We start from the raw sequence: 14,400 nt of genomic DNA, 5'->3' as shown, positions 1-14,400 counted from the left end.
GCAGCACCGCAAGCTCGCCGCTTAATATCAACCCCAGGACGAGGCCCGCGCTCCGCTAATCTACGCCGCGATCTGCGCCAAATGTTCTGACGACAGACAGGTCATATTCTTTTCGCCCAGCACGAGGACGAAGCGCCGCCCCTGTTCGACGCCGATCGCGAGGTCGCTGACGAGCAGTGCGCGGCGTGCATCATCGGTCGCGACATCGACCTCGGCGAACAGGCCCGGCGCCAGACGTCCGCCCGGATTGGGCAGGACCGCGCGCGCGCGGATCGTCCCCGTCGCGCGGTCGAGGCGGTTGCCGATGAAGTCCAGCCGCGCCGTTCGGGTGCTTCCATCTTCGAGGCGGACGCCGACCTTGGCCTCGGCACCATGGCCGCGCCGATCGGCGAGCGAGCGGAGATAGGTCGCCTCGTCGACATCGAATTCGACGTGGAGCGGATCGACCGAGACGATGGTGGTGAGCGGCGTCGCCGCCTCGCCGCCAGCGACCAGATTGCCGCGGGTGACGAGAATCTGGCCGACCCGGCCCGCGATAGGCGCCTCGACGCCGGCATAGCGAAGGTCGAGCGCGGCCAGCCGTTCGGCGGCGCGCGCCGACGCGACCTGCGCTTCGCGTTCGCGCAAGGTCGCGGTCGTCACGTCCGAGCGTTCGCGCCCGGCGACCCCCTCGGCAACCAGCCTGCGCGCACGCGCATCCTCGGCCTGCGCGAGCCCCAGCCGCGCTTCGGCTTCACGCGTCGCCGCCCGCGCCGCGGCGTGCCGCGCGGCGAAGGGCGCATTATCGAGGCGAAAAAGGATCTGCCCGCGCCGGACGATCTGCCCCTCGGGAACGCTGATGTCGGCAATATAGCCCGAGACGCGCGGCTTGAGATCGACCGTCTCGACCGCGGTCAAGCGACCGGTATAGGTCGAACGCGGCACATGATCCTGCACGACGACCGATGCGGCGAGCACCATCGGCGGCCCCGGCGCAGTGGCCTGTTCGCCGCCTTCCGGCCCGCGCACCCAAAGCACCACCAGCCCCGTCGCCAATATCGCGCCCAGCGCCGCGGCGACCCTCGATTTCCGCATCTCAACCTCCGAATCCTTGCTCGCCGATCCGGATGGATGGCGAGCTCATATTTCGGGGGGTGCGGTTTTCCATCGTTCGAGGGTCAAGAGATTTTCTTCGTCGGCGTCGAATGCATATGAATCCGTAGAAGACACCGCGCCTATTAGTAGGCGGAGCCGAGCGGTAATAGTAATCTAGCGTGTGGCGACTGCGTTGGTCAGGACTATGTCCCGCGAAGAATCAGGAAAGGCCCCTCCGCATGCGGAAGGGCCAAATGATCCCGAGGCCAGGCTAGTGCGTGCGGTTCGATGAACTCGAGGCATGGCGCCGGGCGGATTGTCCGCCGGACCTGCCGAAGCGCCGGGGTTCGCGCGGTTGGAGGCGCGGCGTCGCGCCCCCCTCTTCCGCCAGCCCCTCGATGATCGGGCAATCGGGCCTGTCGTCACCGTGGCAATGATCCGCCAGCGTCTCGAGCGTCCGCACCATGGCTTCGATCTCGGCCATTTTTTCCTTGAGCCGCTCGATATGTTCGAGCGCGAAAGCCTTGACGTCGGCGCTGGCGCGGCTTCGGTCGGACCAAAGACCAAGCAGCTCGCCGATTTGCTCTACAGTAAAGCCGAGATCGCGCGCGCGCCGAATGAAGCGCAGGCGGTGCACGTCGGCGTCGTCATAGTCGCGGTAACCCGAGTCCTGACGCGCAGCCTTGGGGATGAGACCCGTCTGTTCGTAATAGCGGATCATCTTTGGAGAGACGCCCGATATTTTCGCGGCGCGGCCGATGTTCATGCCGCCTCTCCTTCTTTTCCCTTGTCGGCGGCGATCACCGGCCGGAAGGTCTTCAACCTGAGTGCGTTGCTTAGCACGAAGACGCTCGACAACGCCATCGCGCCGGCGGCGAACACCGGCGACAGCAACGTATCGTTCAGCGGATAGAGCGCCCCCGCGGCGACGGGAATCAGCGCCGCATTATAGCCGAATGCCCAGAAGAGGTTCTGCTGGATGTTGCGGATCGTCGCCTTCGACAGCGCGATCGCATTGACCACTCCGCGCAGGTCACCCGACATCAGCACGACGTCGGCGGACTCGATCGCGACATCGGTGCCGGTGCCGATCGCCAGGCCGACGTCGGCCTCGGCAAGCGCGGGGGCGTCGTTGATGCCGTCGCCGACGAACGCAACCTTGCGGCCGCCAGCACGCAGCCGGTTCATCGCATCGACCTTGCCGTCTGGCAGCACTTCGCCGACGACTTCGTCGATCCCGAGCGTGCGCGCGACGGCATCGGCCGTCGCCTGATTGTCGCCGGTGATCATCGCGACCTTGAGCCCGAGGGCGTGGAGTGCCCGGATCGCCTCGGGCGTCGTGTCCTTGACCGGATCGGCGACCGCGATCACCGCGGCGAGCTTGCCATCGATCGCGGCATAGAGCGGCGTTCGGCCCATCGCCCCGAGTTCGCGGGCCTTAGCAGCAAAGGCCGAGACATCATGTCCCAGCCTGGTCATGAAGCGGTCGGCACCGACCTGCGCCTCGCGGCCGCCAACCCTTGCCGATACGCCGTAACCGGGAATGGCTTCGAACGCCTCGGGCGATGAAACATCAAGACCCCGCGCGTTCGCGGCCGCCACGATGGCTTCGGCGATCGGATGCTCGGACTGGCTTTCGACGCTCGCGACCAAGGCAAGCACTTCGTCGCGCCCGAAGCCTGCGGCCGGTTCAAGGTCGGTCAGTTCGGGTCGCCCCTTGGTCAGCGTACCGGTCTTGTCGAGCGCGATGACGGTCACGTCGCGCAGCGTCTGGAGCGCTTCGCCCTTGCGGAACAGCACCCCCAGTTCGGCGGCGCGCCCGGTTCCCACCATGATCGATGTCGGGGTCGCGAGCCCCATCGCGCATGGGCAGGCGGTAATCAGCACCGCGACCGCATTCACCAAGGCGAAGGTCAGCGCCGGATCGGGGCCGAAGATGAGCCAGACGAGGAAGGTCAGTCCCGCGATCCCCATCACCGCGGGGACGAACCAGGCGGTCACCTTGTCGACCATTGCCTGGATCGGCAGCTTCGACCCTTGCGCCTGCTCGACCATGCGAATGATCTGCGCCAGCACTGTGTCAGCGCCGACCTTGGTCGCGCGGAAGGTGAAGGCGCCGGTCTTGTTGATCGTGCCGCCGACGACGGCTGCGCCTGCCGCCTTGGCGACCGGAACCGGCTCGCCGGTGATCATCGACTCGTCGACATAGGAATTTCCGTCGACGACTTCGCCATCGACCGGCACGCGTTCACCCGGGCGCACCTGGACGATATCGCCGGTCCGGACATCGGCGAGCGCGACTTCCAGCGCCGTGCCATCGCGCATGACGCGGGCGGTTTTCGCCTGAAGCCCGACCAGCCGCTTGATCGCCTCCGACGTCCGGCCCTTGGCCTTGGCCTCGAGATAACGACCGAGCAGGATCAGCGCGACGATCACCGCCGCCGCTTCATAATAGACATTGGCGGTGCCGGGCGGCAGGACGCCGGGGGCAAAGGTCGCGACGAGCGAATAGCCCCAGGCGGCGCTCGTCCCCAAAGTGACGAGCGAGTTCATGTCGGGGGTGCCGCGCAAGATCGCGGGAATGCCCTTCTGGAAAAAGCGCAGCCCGGGCCCGAAGAGCACCAATGTGGTGAGGACGAACTGGATCAGCCAGCTCGTCTGCATCCCGATCGTACCCATGACGAAATCATGGACGGCGGGGATGAGGTGCGAGCCCATCTCGAGGATGAACACCGGCAGTGCCAACACCGCCGCGAGAAACAGCGAACGGCGCAGGCTGCCTAATTCCTGCTCGCGCGCCGAAGCTTCCTGGTCGGACGATGTGCTGTCGCTCTCAATCCGGCGCGGTTCATAGCCGGCGCCACGGATCGCCGCCTCCAGATCTTCCAGCGACGCGATGCTGGCGCGATAACGAATGCTGGCCTTTTCGGTCGCCAGATTGACGGTGGCGCTGCTGACCCCCGGCACCTTGGACAGTGCCTTTTCGACATGCCCGACGCATGAGGCGCAGGTCATGCCCGCGACGCCGATTTCCACATCGGCCTCGGGCACCTCATAGCCGGCGCGCTCGACTGCTTGCACGACGGCACCGGGATCGGACGCTCCAGCGAATGTCACGTCGGCGCGGTTGGTCGCCAGATTGACGGCGACCCCGGTTACGCCCGGCAGCTTGCCGATCGCCTTTTCGACATGGCCGACGCAGGAGGCGCAGGTCATGCCGGCGACGGCGACGCTCAGACGCTCCGGCCCGGTGGTGGGAACATCGCGCTTCCGCCTCAACTCGATAACATCGGACATCATATTTTTCTCCGGATTTGCTCGTTCGACCGGAATGTGGGGCTTCCAACGATGGGAAGGTCAAGAGGAAGAAAATGCACTTCGGGGGCATTGACCTTGTCACGATGGCAAGCCCCATCTTCGAGCTTCAATCGAAGTTTGGAGGCACTATGACTATCCGTTTCAATATCCCCGGGATGACATGCGGCGGCTGCGCGCGCTCGATCACCAAGGCGATCCAGGGCATCGATACCGCGGCCACGGTGGAAACCGACATTCCCGAAAGACAGGTCAGCGTCGAGACCAGCGCGGACAGCGCGTCGCTCATCGCGGCGATCCGCGAAGCCGGCTATGAAGCGCAGGCGGCATAGGAAGGGCGGGCCAAGAGACTGATCGACCTGGGGAAATAGAACCAGATCTGGTTCCAGTTCGCCTTTCGCCCAAGGTCTTGGCGGGTATATTCTCCTTCCCATTTTCTGGCTGGAGAATGAATTTGCGACATTCCGCTATCCTGTCACTCGGGTTGATCCTGTCCGCCTGCGGCCAAAGCGAGCCGCGCAGCACCCAATATTTCGAGGCGAATCTCGACGAGGCGCGAAAGGTCGTCGCCGACTGCCGAGCCGGCTCGACGCGCGGCGACGAATGCACGAACGCCGACGTCGCGGTGCAGACGGTCGAAGGCCGCGAGCGTTTCAAGCGGTTCCTGGGCAAGGATTAAGCCAGGACACAATCGCCGCACCTAACCGTTGGCGATTGCCAGTCCGGCACGTTCCGATATAGCGCCCGCATGACCGATGAACTGACCAGCATCGTCCTGCGCGCTGTCGAACGGGTTCCGCAATGGGTCCGCCGCGACTTGGACTCAAAAGACCATGTCGCCCGCATCCAGGCCGAGGAATCGCTCGCCGCGATGATCGCCGACGCCTTGCGAAAGGCGGAAAGCACCGCCGACTAGCCCGGCGATCGAGCCGGGCGGCACCGCTCCTCGAGCTCCGCGATGCGCTCGGAGCAGATCGCATGGACTGCGCGTCCCAGTTCCTCGACGCAGTTGCCGAGCCAGAGAAGCTCTTCCTCGGTGATGCGATAATGCTTCGAATAGCGCGCCTTCACATAGGCTTCCTTCAGCTTCTCGAAGCGGGCTCGCTCAGCACGCGTCTCGCGTGGCCAAGCATTGACGATACGCATGTCGATGCGCTCGGCCTGCGTTCGCAAGAAACCTAGATTGTGAACGTAGGGCGTATAGAAGGTGCAGACGAGCAGAACGCCATGATAGAGACTTTCGGTGCTTTGATGCAGCAGGAATGCGGCCTTTTTGTAACTCCGTCGACCGATGTAGAACTTATATCCCTCTAAAAACTCTGCCGCGCCGGGAATCCACTCTTCGAAATATTCCTGCGCCATCGCCAGCGCCTGCTCGGGCGTCTTCGGCTTCGGCTTGTGCAGCTCTTTGTCGTCATATGCGTAGAGCGCGATCCCGTCCTTCGCGACATCCATGAAGAAATAGCGCCCGTGCGCGAGCCCGTCGTTCACCTCCTGCAAGGTGTGGACGATGAAATTGACCGGCGTGTGCAGCGTCTTGTCGATCGCCAGTTCGCGGATGAGCCGGTCCTCGAGCTTCAGCCAGAAATCGACCCGCTCGGTCAGGCGCTTGTCGTTGACGATGATGAGCAGGTCGAAATCCGAACGATAGCCCTTGGCGGTATGGGGCTCATCGACCCAGCCGCCACGCGCATAGCTGCCGTAAAGGATCAGCTTTTCGATCCGGCCCTTCTTCTTCCAGCTCATCGTCGCGAGTGCGATCGCATCCTCGAATTCCTCGAAGATGATCGCCTTCACGCGCTCGAGCTCGCGCTGCTTGTTCGCCGGTAGATGATCGACATCGGTTCGCATAACTATTCTCACCCTGTAAGTCCGCTCGCCCGATGGCAAGCGGTGTTGCAGTCAAATTTGCCGTCAAGTTTCGGGCGGCACGCGAAAATCCCAGACGGGGATGCCGAACGCGCGCGCCTTGTCGACGAGATTGTCCTGGATGCCGGTGCCCGAGAAGACGACCAGCCCGGCAGGCATCGCGTCGATCATCCGGTCGTTGCGCTTGAAGGGCGCGGCCTTCTTGTGGCGGTTCCAGTCAGGCCGGAAAGCGACCTGAGGCACGCGGCGGGTGTCGGCCCAGCAGGCGGCGGCACGTTCGGCCCCGGTGGGGGTGGCGCCATGCATGAGCACCATGTCGGGGTGGCGGGCGTGGATACGGTCGAGCGCAGCCCAGATATGCTGGTGATCGTTGCAGCCGGGACCACCGCTGAAGGCGACACGGGTGCCTTCGGGGATCAATGCTGCGGCCTTTTCGCGCAGCCTCTTGTCGAGAAAATCGCGGCTGTCGATCATCGAGGCGGTCAAGGTCTTGTGCTGCGCGCGCGATCCAGTGCGCGGCATCCACGCCTTGCGGACATGAAGGCGGAACTGCTCGGCGGCGCATTCGCGGAAAAATTCCATCGTATCGCGGCGCTCGATCATCGTGATGCCTTCCGCGATCTTGCGCTCGAGTTCGACCGAGCGGATTTCGCTGCCGTCCTGCTCGCGCTGCTGCTCGCGCTGCGCCTGCTCATTGCGATCGAGGTCGCGTTCGATCCGCTCGCCGGCTCGGTGAAAGATATTGACGATGTTCCAGAGCAGGTCTTCGAGATCGGGCTCGATGCGGGTATCGACAAGGCAACCCGCCATTGCGTCGAAGATGTCGGCGACGGCACCGCCGGCGAGCCGGTCGTCGGGAAGCGGCCTGCCATCGGGCTCGTCGTCATAGGGACGGTGACCATAAAGCTGCATTTCCTGAAGAAGATAAGCGCTGGCGCCGGGTTCATGCGGTTCGCCGTGTTCGGGAAGGTCGGACAGGTCGGTCATGTCATCTCTCGCATCTGGCGGCCGCGCCTCTCGCGGCCTTCGCGGCGACGCCTCCGCGGCGGCGGGTGCGGGTCCGCACCGCACGGGCAGAGCCCGGGCGGCCGAAGCGCAGCGAAGGATGGCGGGCGAAGGCTATTTTGCCTCGCGATGCAAAGGGGCAGAGCCCCGGCGGAAAATAGCCGCACGCCAAGCCATTGCGAGGCCCGCGCGCGCTGCCGCAGTCGCCCTCCAGCGAAGGCCGGAGGTGCAGCTTTCCGGAAGAAGATAGCAAAAGCCCTGTACCTCCATCCGGATATGGCGAGCCGCTCGTGCCGCTGCGGCCCTGCGCACGCAGAATGTGATGGGTGCCGCGCCATTAGGAGTTTCGCCTGCGCGCACGGCCAGATACTCGGCAAAGCGATACGGCGAGATCGAATGTGTCCGAAATTCCTATATGTTTTTCGGACATCGCCATCGCTGCGGCTGGGATCTCATGGCCAAGAATGTTCCTATTCGGTATAAATATTGACTTTAGCACAATAACGGAACATATGGACCATGAAAGGAGCCCGACATGGCAACAGCCGTAGCGAAGACGATCGACCGGAAGGATCTCACCGGCCCGGCTCTGCGCACCTTTTTCAATATCGCCGAGGCGTGGAAGCTCAGCGAAAGCGAGCAGATGGCGGTCCTCGGGCTCGACAGCCGTTCGACGCTGCACAATTGGAAACGCGGCGAGGTCGCGGCGCTTTCGAAGGATGCGCTCGAGCGGATTTCCTATGTGATGGGCATCTACAAAGGCTTGCAGATTCTCGTGCCGCAGACCGCGGACGAGTGGGTCCGCAAGCCGAACAAGGCGAAGAGCTTCGCCGGCAAGTCCGCCCTCGACCGGATGGTGTCGGGCAATGTCTCGGACCTTTATGTCGTGCGGCAATATATCGACGGGCAGCGCGGCTAAGCCCATGCCGCTCGACATTCCGGTCACGGCGACGAGCTGGACGCCCTGCTACCGCATCATCCCCAGCCGCTTCCCGCCGATCGGCCTGTTCGAAAAGGTTGCCGATCCGGACGATCTCGAGGCGGTCTTCCAGATCGAGGCGATCACCAACGATCGCCTCCGCGACGAAGTCGGCGTGCTCGCGCTCGTACCGCCCGAGGACCGTGTTTCGGGTCCCGGCACGACACCGATCATGGCGGCCTTCACCCATCTCAATCCCGAGGGCAGCCGTTTTACCGACGGCAGCTTCGGTGTCTTCTACGCCGGCCTCACGCTGGACACAGCGATCGCCGAAACGCGGCACCACCGCGCCAGATTCCTCGCAGCGACCGACGAGCCCGCCCAGGAGATCGACATGCGCGTCTATGCCGTCGACCTCGAGGCCGGTCTCCACGACATTCGCGGTCTCGCGGACAGCCATGCGCATCTCTACGATCCGGACAGCTATATCCATGCGCAAGGGCTCGGGGCCGAGCTGCGCGATGCGGGTTCGGACGGTATCCTCTACCAGAGCGTCCGCCATCCCGGCGGCGAATGCGCCGCCGCCTTCCGGCCGCGCCTCCTGTCCAACTGCCGGCAGGAACGGCATCTCTGCTATATGTGGGACGGCACGGCCATCACGACCATCTATGAAAAGAAGAGCCTCGATACGTAAAAGGGCACGATAGCGTCCGGGCTCCAAGCCGAACGGTTTTTGTCAGGCATCATCGTCCAAGAAATCTCCCCGCATCGACAGGCGTCAACTGCGACCGCAGCCCTTCTGCCAGCCGCGCCGGGCCGACGCGGCGGAGATCGGTATTGAAATCGTCGCGCTGCGGCTCAAGCGCGTGGACCGCGATGCCCAGCGGCAAGGCGCGCTCGTTCAGCGCGGCCCAAGCGGCGCGCCCCGCGGGATCATCGTCGCGCGCGACGTAGAGGCGCCGCAAGCCTGTCGGAAACAGGAGCGCCGCGAGATGCGCCGCCGAGAGGCCGGCGACGAGCGGCAGCGATGGCGCGACCTCGCGCAATGACAGCATGGTCTCGATGCCCTCACCGAAAGCCATGACCTCTCCCGCCAGCCCGAAGCGAACGCCATGCCCCAAAAGATGTCCCATCGCGCGCCGCGGATAGGCCACCGGCGCCTTGGCCGGCCGTGCCGGATCGAGCCAGGTGCGATGGACGCCCATGAGCGAGCCGTCCAAATCGGTGACAGCGGCGATTATCGCCGGGAATGCCGGCTTGACCGATGGGGCATCCTCTTCGGACCGGCGATAATAGCAATGCGGATGATATCGCAGCGCCGGCAAATCCCCGCCCCGCCGAAGAGCGCGGCCCGCGAGATAGATTGGCACCAGCGTCCCGGCGATGGGTTTCGAAGCCGCCCAAAGCCGCGCGGCCGCCTCCCTGCTTCCCGGGCTCGCCCGCCGCGGACGCGGGTTGCGCTTCACCAGGTCAGGCGGAGGCAGGCTCAGGAAGCGCCGCGCCTCGGCAAGCGTTTCGCCGAGGCTCATATGCGTGCAGCTCGCGGCGATGATGTCGAGCAAGTCGCCATGGTCGCCGGTCGCCGCATCGGTCCATTTTCCAGCGCGCGGCTTGCCGTCGTCACCGCTGAGACGGACATAAAGACTTCGCCCCGGCGCATTATGCACATCGCCGACCAGCCAATAATGGCCTTCACGGCGACCGTTCGAGAGATAGTGACGGCACACCGCCTCGGCATTTTCACCGAGACGGCGCGCGAGTTCACGGGCTGGACTTTCCATGCGGGGCTCCTTCAGGCGGCCTTGCGGTCGCTGACCCGTTCAATCGGAAACCGATCGACGAGCTTCGCGAACACATCGGCGCCAGCAGCCCCTGCCGGCACGTAGAGCTTCAATTTCCACGAGACGATCTCCGAAATCAAGCCAAATGCCTTGAGGCGCTCGATCCCCAGATCGTTGAAACCGGTGAGCTCGATCCGCCAATCGTTCATCGAGCGGACGCGCGCGACGCGCTGACCCTCAGCGAGGTGAAGGACGGCTTCGCCCGCAAGCAGCGTCGACCAGGCTTGTTCGGCCGACAGCTTCGGCGGCCCGTCATCGACGATCCGCGCGGCCCATGCGGGCGATACGCGGCGGCCGATGACGCGCTCGCCCGCATCGGTTTGCAGCCGGTAGACCCGCGTCGACTCGTTCGGCAGGCTGCGCCAGATCGGCAACAGGAGCCCCGAGACCATGTGCAGTGTTCCGGTCTCATAGTCGGGAAGCTCTCCAAGTTCGGCTTCCCACGCCGCGGTAAACGCCTCCGCATCGACGATAGTCCAGTGGCTCGCCCCGAACTGCTCGGCGAGGATCAGCACTGTCTCCATCGGGCGGATCAGGCGGAAACGGCGATGCACCGCACCCTCGTCGTCGATGAGGCTGCGCGCGCGCAGCTTGACCGCTGCCCGGCCCGAACGCCCGTTCACCAGCAACGCCGCGTCCTCGGTCCGTGCGAGATCGAGCGCCTTGCCGAGCGAGAGCGGGACGACGCGGTCCCTCCGGTCGATGGTCAGAAGCTGGGTCTCGGCGCCGGTGCCGGGATGGGTGTAGATCGTCCGGCGATCGGTGACGACGAAACTCTCGGCGCGCAGCGTTTCGAGACCGACCTCATAGCTGCCCGCCGCCACCGCCGCCTCGATCCGCGCGATGAGGAGCGCCTCGAACGCCTCGAACAATATATTCTGAAGGTCGATGGTGAGCGCGAGCATGCGGTTGAGGAAGGTCGTGATCGGCGGCAGTTCGTCGCGAATCCCGCCTTCGGCATCGAGCAGCGACAGCCCGGTTGCGGTCTCGAAGCTGAGCAGCGAACAGCCCTCCACCTTGCCGCGCACGATCAGCATGTAGAGCTGGCGGAGCGCGTCGCGGGCATAGAAGGATTCCAGATTGTCGTGCGCGCTGAACATATTCTGGCCGCCCGTCTGCCGCTGCCCCCGCGTGATCGCGCCCATCGTGTCGAGCCGCCGCGCGATCGTCGAGATGAAGCGCTTCTGCGCCTTCACGTCGGTCGATACCGGGCGGAACATCGGCGGCTGCTTCTGGTTCGTGCGGTTCGTGCGTCCGAACCCCTGGATCGCGGCATCGGCCTTCCAGCCCGCCTCGAGCAGATAATGGATGCGGCGGCGCTGGTTCTTCGCGCCAAGGTCGGCATGATAGGACCGCCCGGTGCCGCCGGCTTCCGAAAAGACGAGAATTCGCTTCTCATCGTCCATGAAGGCATGGGTCTCGCCGATATTGGCGCTGCCAGGCCGGTTTTCGACCGCGAAACGGAGGTCACCGTCATCGCCGACCCGCGGCACGATCCGCCGCGAGCGCCCGGTCACCTCGGCCACCTTGTCGGCCCCGAAATGCTGGACGATCTGGTCGAGCGCGCCCGGCACCGGGGGCAAGCTCGCCAGCTTCTCGATCATCGCATCGCGGCGGCGGCAGGCTTCGCGGCTGACGATCATATTGCCATCGCCGTCATAGGCCGGGCGCGAGGAAAGATTGCCGTCGCCGTCGGTGCAGGGTTCGAACAGCTGGACCGGGAAGCTCGATGCCAGATAATCGAGCACATATTCGCGCGGCGTGATGTCGACCGACACATCGTTCCACTCGTCCGCCGGGATCTCGGCGAGCCGCCGCTCCTGCAAGGCCTCGCCGGTCGAGACAATCTGGACGACCGCCGCATGGCCCGCCTCAAGATCGCGCGCGATGCTCGCGATCGCGCTCGGCGTCTGCATCGCGGTGATGAGATGGTTGAAAAAGCGCTGCTTGGTGCTCTCGAACGCCGATCGCGCCGCCGACTTGGCCTGGGCATTCAATGTGCCATGTTCTGCGCTCGTCACCCCCGCCGCCTCCATCGCGGCATTGAGATTATTGTGGATGACCTGGAAGGCGGCGGCATAGCTGTCGTAGATGCGCCGTTGTTCGCCCGTCAGCGCATGTTCGAGCAGCTCATATTCGACGCCGTCGAAGGAGAGCGAACGCGACGCGTAAAGGCCGAGCGCCTTCAGGTCGCGCGCGAGCACTTCCATCGCCGCAACCCCGCCGTCCTCGATCGCCGCGACGAAATCGGCACGCGATGCGAAGGGGAAATCACTGCCGCCCCAGAGACCCAGACGCTGCGCATAAGCGAGGTTCTGAACCGTCGTGGCACCCGTCGCCGAGACATAGACGATGCGCGCCTCGGGAAGCGCATGTTGGAGGCGAAGCCCGGCACGGCCTTGCTGCGAAGGCTTCTGATCGCCGCGTTCGCCCTTCCCACCCGCGGCATTGGCCATCGCATGGGCTTCATCGAAGATGATGACGCCGTCGAAGTCGCGGCCGAGCCATTCGACGATCTGCTCGATCCGGCTCGCCTTCCCCTCGCGCCCTTGCGAACGCAATGTCGCATAGGTGGTGAAGAGAATGGCCTCGCCGAGCTTCACCGGTGCCCCCTGCCGGAAGCGCGACAGCGGCGTGACGAGCAATTTCTCCTGCCCCAGCGCCGACCAGTCGCGCTGCGCGTCTTCGAGCAGCTTGTCCGACTTCGAGATCCAGAGCGCACGGCGGCGGCCTTTCAGCATATTATCGAGAATGATGCCCGCGACCTGCCGGCCTTTGCCCGCGCCGGTGCCGTCGCCGAGGAACCAGCCGCGCCGGAACTGCACCGCGCCTTCCGCGTCATCGGATGCGGCGCCGACGACGTCCCAGGTGGCATCGACCGTCCACGCACCCGAGAGATGCCCGCCATGGGCTTCGCCCGCATAGATGATCGATTCAAGCTGCGCGTCGGACAGCACGCCTTCGCTGACGAGATGCGCCGGCAGATGCGGTCGATAGACAGGCTTGGGGGGCGCGACCGATGCCATCGAGGCCGACTGGACGAGCGCGGTGGGATGCGGCCTCGCCCCGGGAATGGAGAGCGATTGAAGTGCATAGGGCTCGTAGATCGTGTCGCCGAGCTGGCCCTCGGGCGGCACCCAGTCCAATGTTTCATAGCCAAGCTCGACGCCGGCATCGCCGGGCGGCGCAGCCTTTGCCGAAGCCCGGGCACATGCGTCATCAACATTCGCCGTCGCTCGGGCCTGCACCGCCGTCGCCGGTGCAACGGGCAAAGCGGGCGGTGCCGGGCGCGGCGGCAGATCCTCCTCGACCCATTGGAGCAATGTGGCAAGGTCGGGGGCTTCGCCGCGGCTTTGTGGAAGCTGCGCGGGATCGCCCGCGGGAACCTTGTCGATCACGATGAGGCGGGTGGGTATCGTCGTGCCATGCCTGGCGAAGACCTTGCCGGCGATCGCCGCCGAGAAACGAAGCGTGGCGCTTTCCTGCAAGCGGATGAAGGCGCCGCGCCATGCCGGCGCCTCAGGCGAGCAGCCGGCACCCACGATGGCGACAAGCCGGCCGCCGTCTTTCAGCCGCGCCAGCGCCGAGGCGATGTGACGAAGCGCCGCGCCCTTCATCTTGCGATCGACATTCACGAGTGAGGAGAATGGCGGGTTGATCAGAACGACATCGGGCGCGACCCCAGGATCGAGCCGGTCGTCGATCGCCGCGGCATCGTGACGGCTGACCAGCGTCGGCGCGAAGAGCAGCTCGAGCAAGCCCGCGCGCAGTTCGGCGAATTCGTTGAGCGCGAGCGTCGCGCCGGCAAGACCCGCGTGCACGGCGAGCATTCCCGTCCCCGCCGAGGGCTCGAGCACGCAATCGCCGGGCCGGATCGCGGCAGCGAAAGCGGCGACGAAGGCGAGCGGCAGCGGGGTCGAGAATTGCTGGAAGGACTGCCCCTCCTCGGAGCGCCGCGTCTGGGTCGGGACACGCGCCGCGATGCGCTGCCACATGGCGAGCTGGCGCTGCGGCGCGCGGCCGCGAGCGGCCAGCGCGCGCCCGTAGCGGCGCAGCAGCAGGACCTGCGCCGCCTCGCACGCATCATAAGCCATCTTCCAGTCCCATGCGCCCTCGGCATCGGTCTGGCCGTAGGCCGACGTCATCGCGATCCGGAGCTGCCCGGTGTCGAAGGGCGTTCCGTCCTCGAGCAGCGGAAGAAGGCGCTGGGCCGCATCGAAGAGCCGCGCCGCAGGGGTGGCCGCAGGTGAGGAAAGAGATGAGGCAATGGGGGCGGCGCCGGCTTCGGCGTCGGGCAAAATGGTTCGCATGGCGGAATATCCTGGAGAGGCGTTGAAGGGCAGCCGCCAGGCGCTCTCTCCTGGACCCTGGGGCTAT

At 65.2% G+C, this 14,400-nt stretch carries 12 protein-coding genes; 5 read left to right on the top strand and 7 right to left on the bottom strand.

What is annotated here, in order from left to right; genetic code table 11:
• Window positions 1–60 precede the first annotated feature (60 nt).
• From ABS88_RS15825 to ABS88_RS15815, 3 genes are all read right to left on the bottom strand, one after another.
• A complete protein-coding gene (locus tag ABS88_RS15825; RefSeq protein ID WP_286750109.1) occupies window positions 61–1,074 on the bottom strand; it encodes an efflux RND transporter periplasmic adaptor subunit in 1,014 nt (337 codons plus the stop codon).
• A 271-nt stretch (window positions 1,075–1,345) separates the two neighbouring features.
• Entirely contained in the window at window positions 1,346–1,840 is a 495-nt protein-coding gene (gene cueR / locus ABS88_RS15820) for a Cu(I)-responsive transcriptional regulator (protein WP_286750108.1), read from the bottom strand.
• Window positions 1,837–4,371: a heavy metal translocating P-type ATPase gene (locus ABS88_RS15815; RefSeq protein WP_286750110.1), complete on the bottom strand. Its 2,535-nt coding sequence runs from the start codon at window positions 4,369–4,371 to the stop codon at window positions 1,837–1,839. Before ABS88_RS15815 ends, cueR begins: the two co-directional genes overlap by 4 nt.
• Window positions 4,372–4,520: 149 nt before the next feature.
• Between ABS88_RS15815 and ABS88_RS15810 the strand changes: the two genes are divergently transcribed.
• The 3 genes from ABS88_RS15810 to ABS88_RS15800 all read left to right on the top strand — a co-directional run bounded on the left by ABS88_RS15810 (window position 4,521) and on the right by ABS88_RS15800 (window position 5,305).
• Window positions 4,521–4,721, top strand: coding sequence for a heavy-metal-associated domain-containing protein (locus ABS88_RS15810; RefSeq protein WP_286750107.1), 201 nt, complete (start codon window positions 4,521–4,523; stop codon window positions 4,719–4,721).
• A 122-nt stretch (window positions 4,722–4,843) separates the two neighbouring features.
• Window positions 4,844–5,068, top strand: coding sequence for an EexN family lipoprotein (locus ABS88_RS15805; protein WP_286750106.1), 225 nt, complete (start codon window positions 4,844–4,846; stop codon window positions 5,066–5,068).
• Between the two features lie 69 nt (window positions 5,069–5,137).
• A complete protein-coding gene (locus ABS88_RS15800; protein ID WP_286750105.1) occupies window positions 5,138–5,305 on the top strand; it encodes a hypothetical protein in 168 nt (55 codons plus the stop codon).
• Here ABS88_RS15800 and ABS88_RS15795 read toward each other — a convergent pair.
• Entirely contained in the window at window positions 5,302–6,240 is a 939-nt protein-coding gene (locus tag ABS88_RS15795) for a HEPN domain-containing protein (RefSeq protein ID WP_286750104.1), read from the bottom strand. The two genes, ABS88_RS15800 and ABS88_RS15795, sit on opposite strands and share 4 nt — an antisense overlap.
• 63 nt (window positions 6,241–6,303) lie before the next feature.
• On the bottom strand, window positions 6,304–7,245 hold the full coding sequence (locus ABS88_RS15790) for a DUF2493 domain-containing protein (protein WP_286750103.1): 942 nt from the start codon (window positions 7,243–7,245) through the stop codon (window positions 6,304–6,306).
• 553 nt (window positions 7,246–7,798) lie between these two features.
• Between ABS88_RS15790 and ABS88_RS15785 the strand changes: the two genes are divergently transcribed.
• Both ABS88_RS15785 and ABS88_RS15780 read left to right on the top strand, forming a co-directional pair.
• Entirely contained in the window at window positions 7,799–8,182 is a 384-nt protein-coding gene (locus ABS88_RS15785) for an antitoxin Xre-like helix-turn-helix domain-containing protein (RefSeq protein WP_286750102.1), read from the top strand.
• A gap of 4 nt (window positions 8,183–8,186) precedes the next feature.
• The gene (locus ABS88_RS15780; RefSeq protein ID WP_286750101.1) at window positions 8,187–8,876 is read left to right on the top strand and encodes an RES family NAD+ phosphorylase; all 690 of its coding nucleotides are present in this window, start codon (window positions 8,187–8,189) and stop codon (window positions 8,874–8,876) included.
• Between the two features lie 49 nt (window positions 8,877–8,925).
• On the opposite strand, the gene ABS88_RS15775 is transcribed toward ABS88_RS15780, so the two are convergent.
• Together ABS88_RS15775 and ABS88_RS15770 are read right to left on the bottom strand one after the other, a co-directional pair.
• On the bottom strand, window positions 8,926–9,963 hold the full coding sequence (locus ABS88_RS15775; RefSeq protein ID WP_058818180.1) for a DUF7146 domain-containing protein: 1,038 nt from the start codon (window positions 9,961–9,963) through the stop codon (window positions 8,926–8,928).
• Window positions 9,964–9,974: 11 nt separating this feature from the next.
• Window positions 9,975–14,333: a strawberry notch family protein gene (locus ABS88_RS15770; protein ID WP_286750100.1), complete on the bottom strand. Its 4,359-nt coding sequence runs from the start codon at window positions 14,331–14,333 to the stop codon at window positions 9,975–9,977.
• Between the last annotated feature and the right edge of the window lie 67 nt (window positions 14,334–14,400).

Source organism: Sphingopyxis sp. SCN 67-31 (assembly GCF_001725095.1).
This window is presented reverse-complemented; position numbering and strand designations above follow the sequence as displayed.

Coding starts and splice junctions, on each gene's coding strand:
- ABS88_RS15825 (WP_286750109.1), bottom strand. CDS start 1,074: ATGCGGAAATCGAGGGTCGCCGCGGCGCTGGGCGCGATATTGGCGACG.
- cueR (WP_286750108.1), bottom strand. CDS start 1,840: ATGAACATCGGCCGCGCCGCGAAAATATCGGGCGTCTCTCCAAAGATG.
- ABS88_RS15815 (WP_286750110.1), bottom strand. CDS start 4,371: ATGTCCGATGTTATCGAGTTGAGGCGGAAGCGCGATGTTCCCACCACC.
- ABS88_RS15810 (WP_286750107.1), top strand. CDS start 4,521: ATGACTATCCGTTTCAATATCCCCGGGATGACATGCGGCGGCTGCGCG.
- ABS88_RS15800 (WP_286750105.1), top strand. CDS start 5,138: ATGACCGATGAACTGACCAGCATCGTCCTGCGCGCTGTCGAACGGGTT.
- ABS88_RS15795 (WP_286750104.1), bottom strand. CDS start 6,240: ATGCGAACCGATGTCGATCATCTACCGGCGAACAAGCAGCGCGAGCTC.
- ABS88_RS15790 (WP_286750103.1), bottom strand. CDS start 7,245: ATGACCGACCTGTCCGACCTTCCCGAACACGGCGAACCGCATGAACCC.
- ABS88_RS15785 (WP_286750102.1), top strand. CDS start 7,799: ATGGCAACAGCCGTAGCGAAGACGATCGACCGGAAGGATCTCACCGGC.
- ABS88_RS15780 (WP_286750101.1), top strand. CDS start 8,187: ATGCCGCTCGACATTCCGGTCACGGCGACGAGCTGGACGCCCTGCTAC.
- ABS88_RS15775 (WP_058818180.1), bottom strand. CDS start 9,963: ATGGAAAGTCCAGCCCGTGAACTCGCGCGCCGTCTCGGTGAAAATGCC.
- ABS88_RS15770 (WP_286750100.1), bottom strand. CDS start 14,333: ATGCGAACCATTTTGCCCGACGCCGAAGCCGGCGCCGCCCCCATTGCC.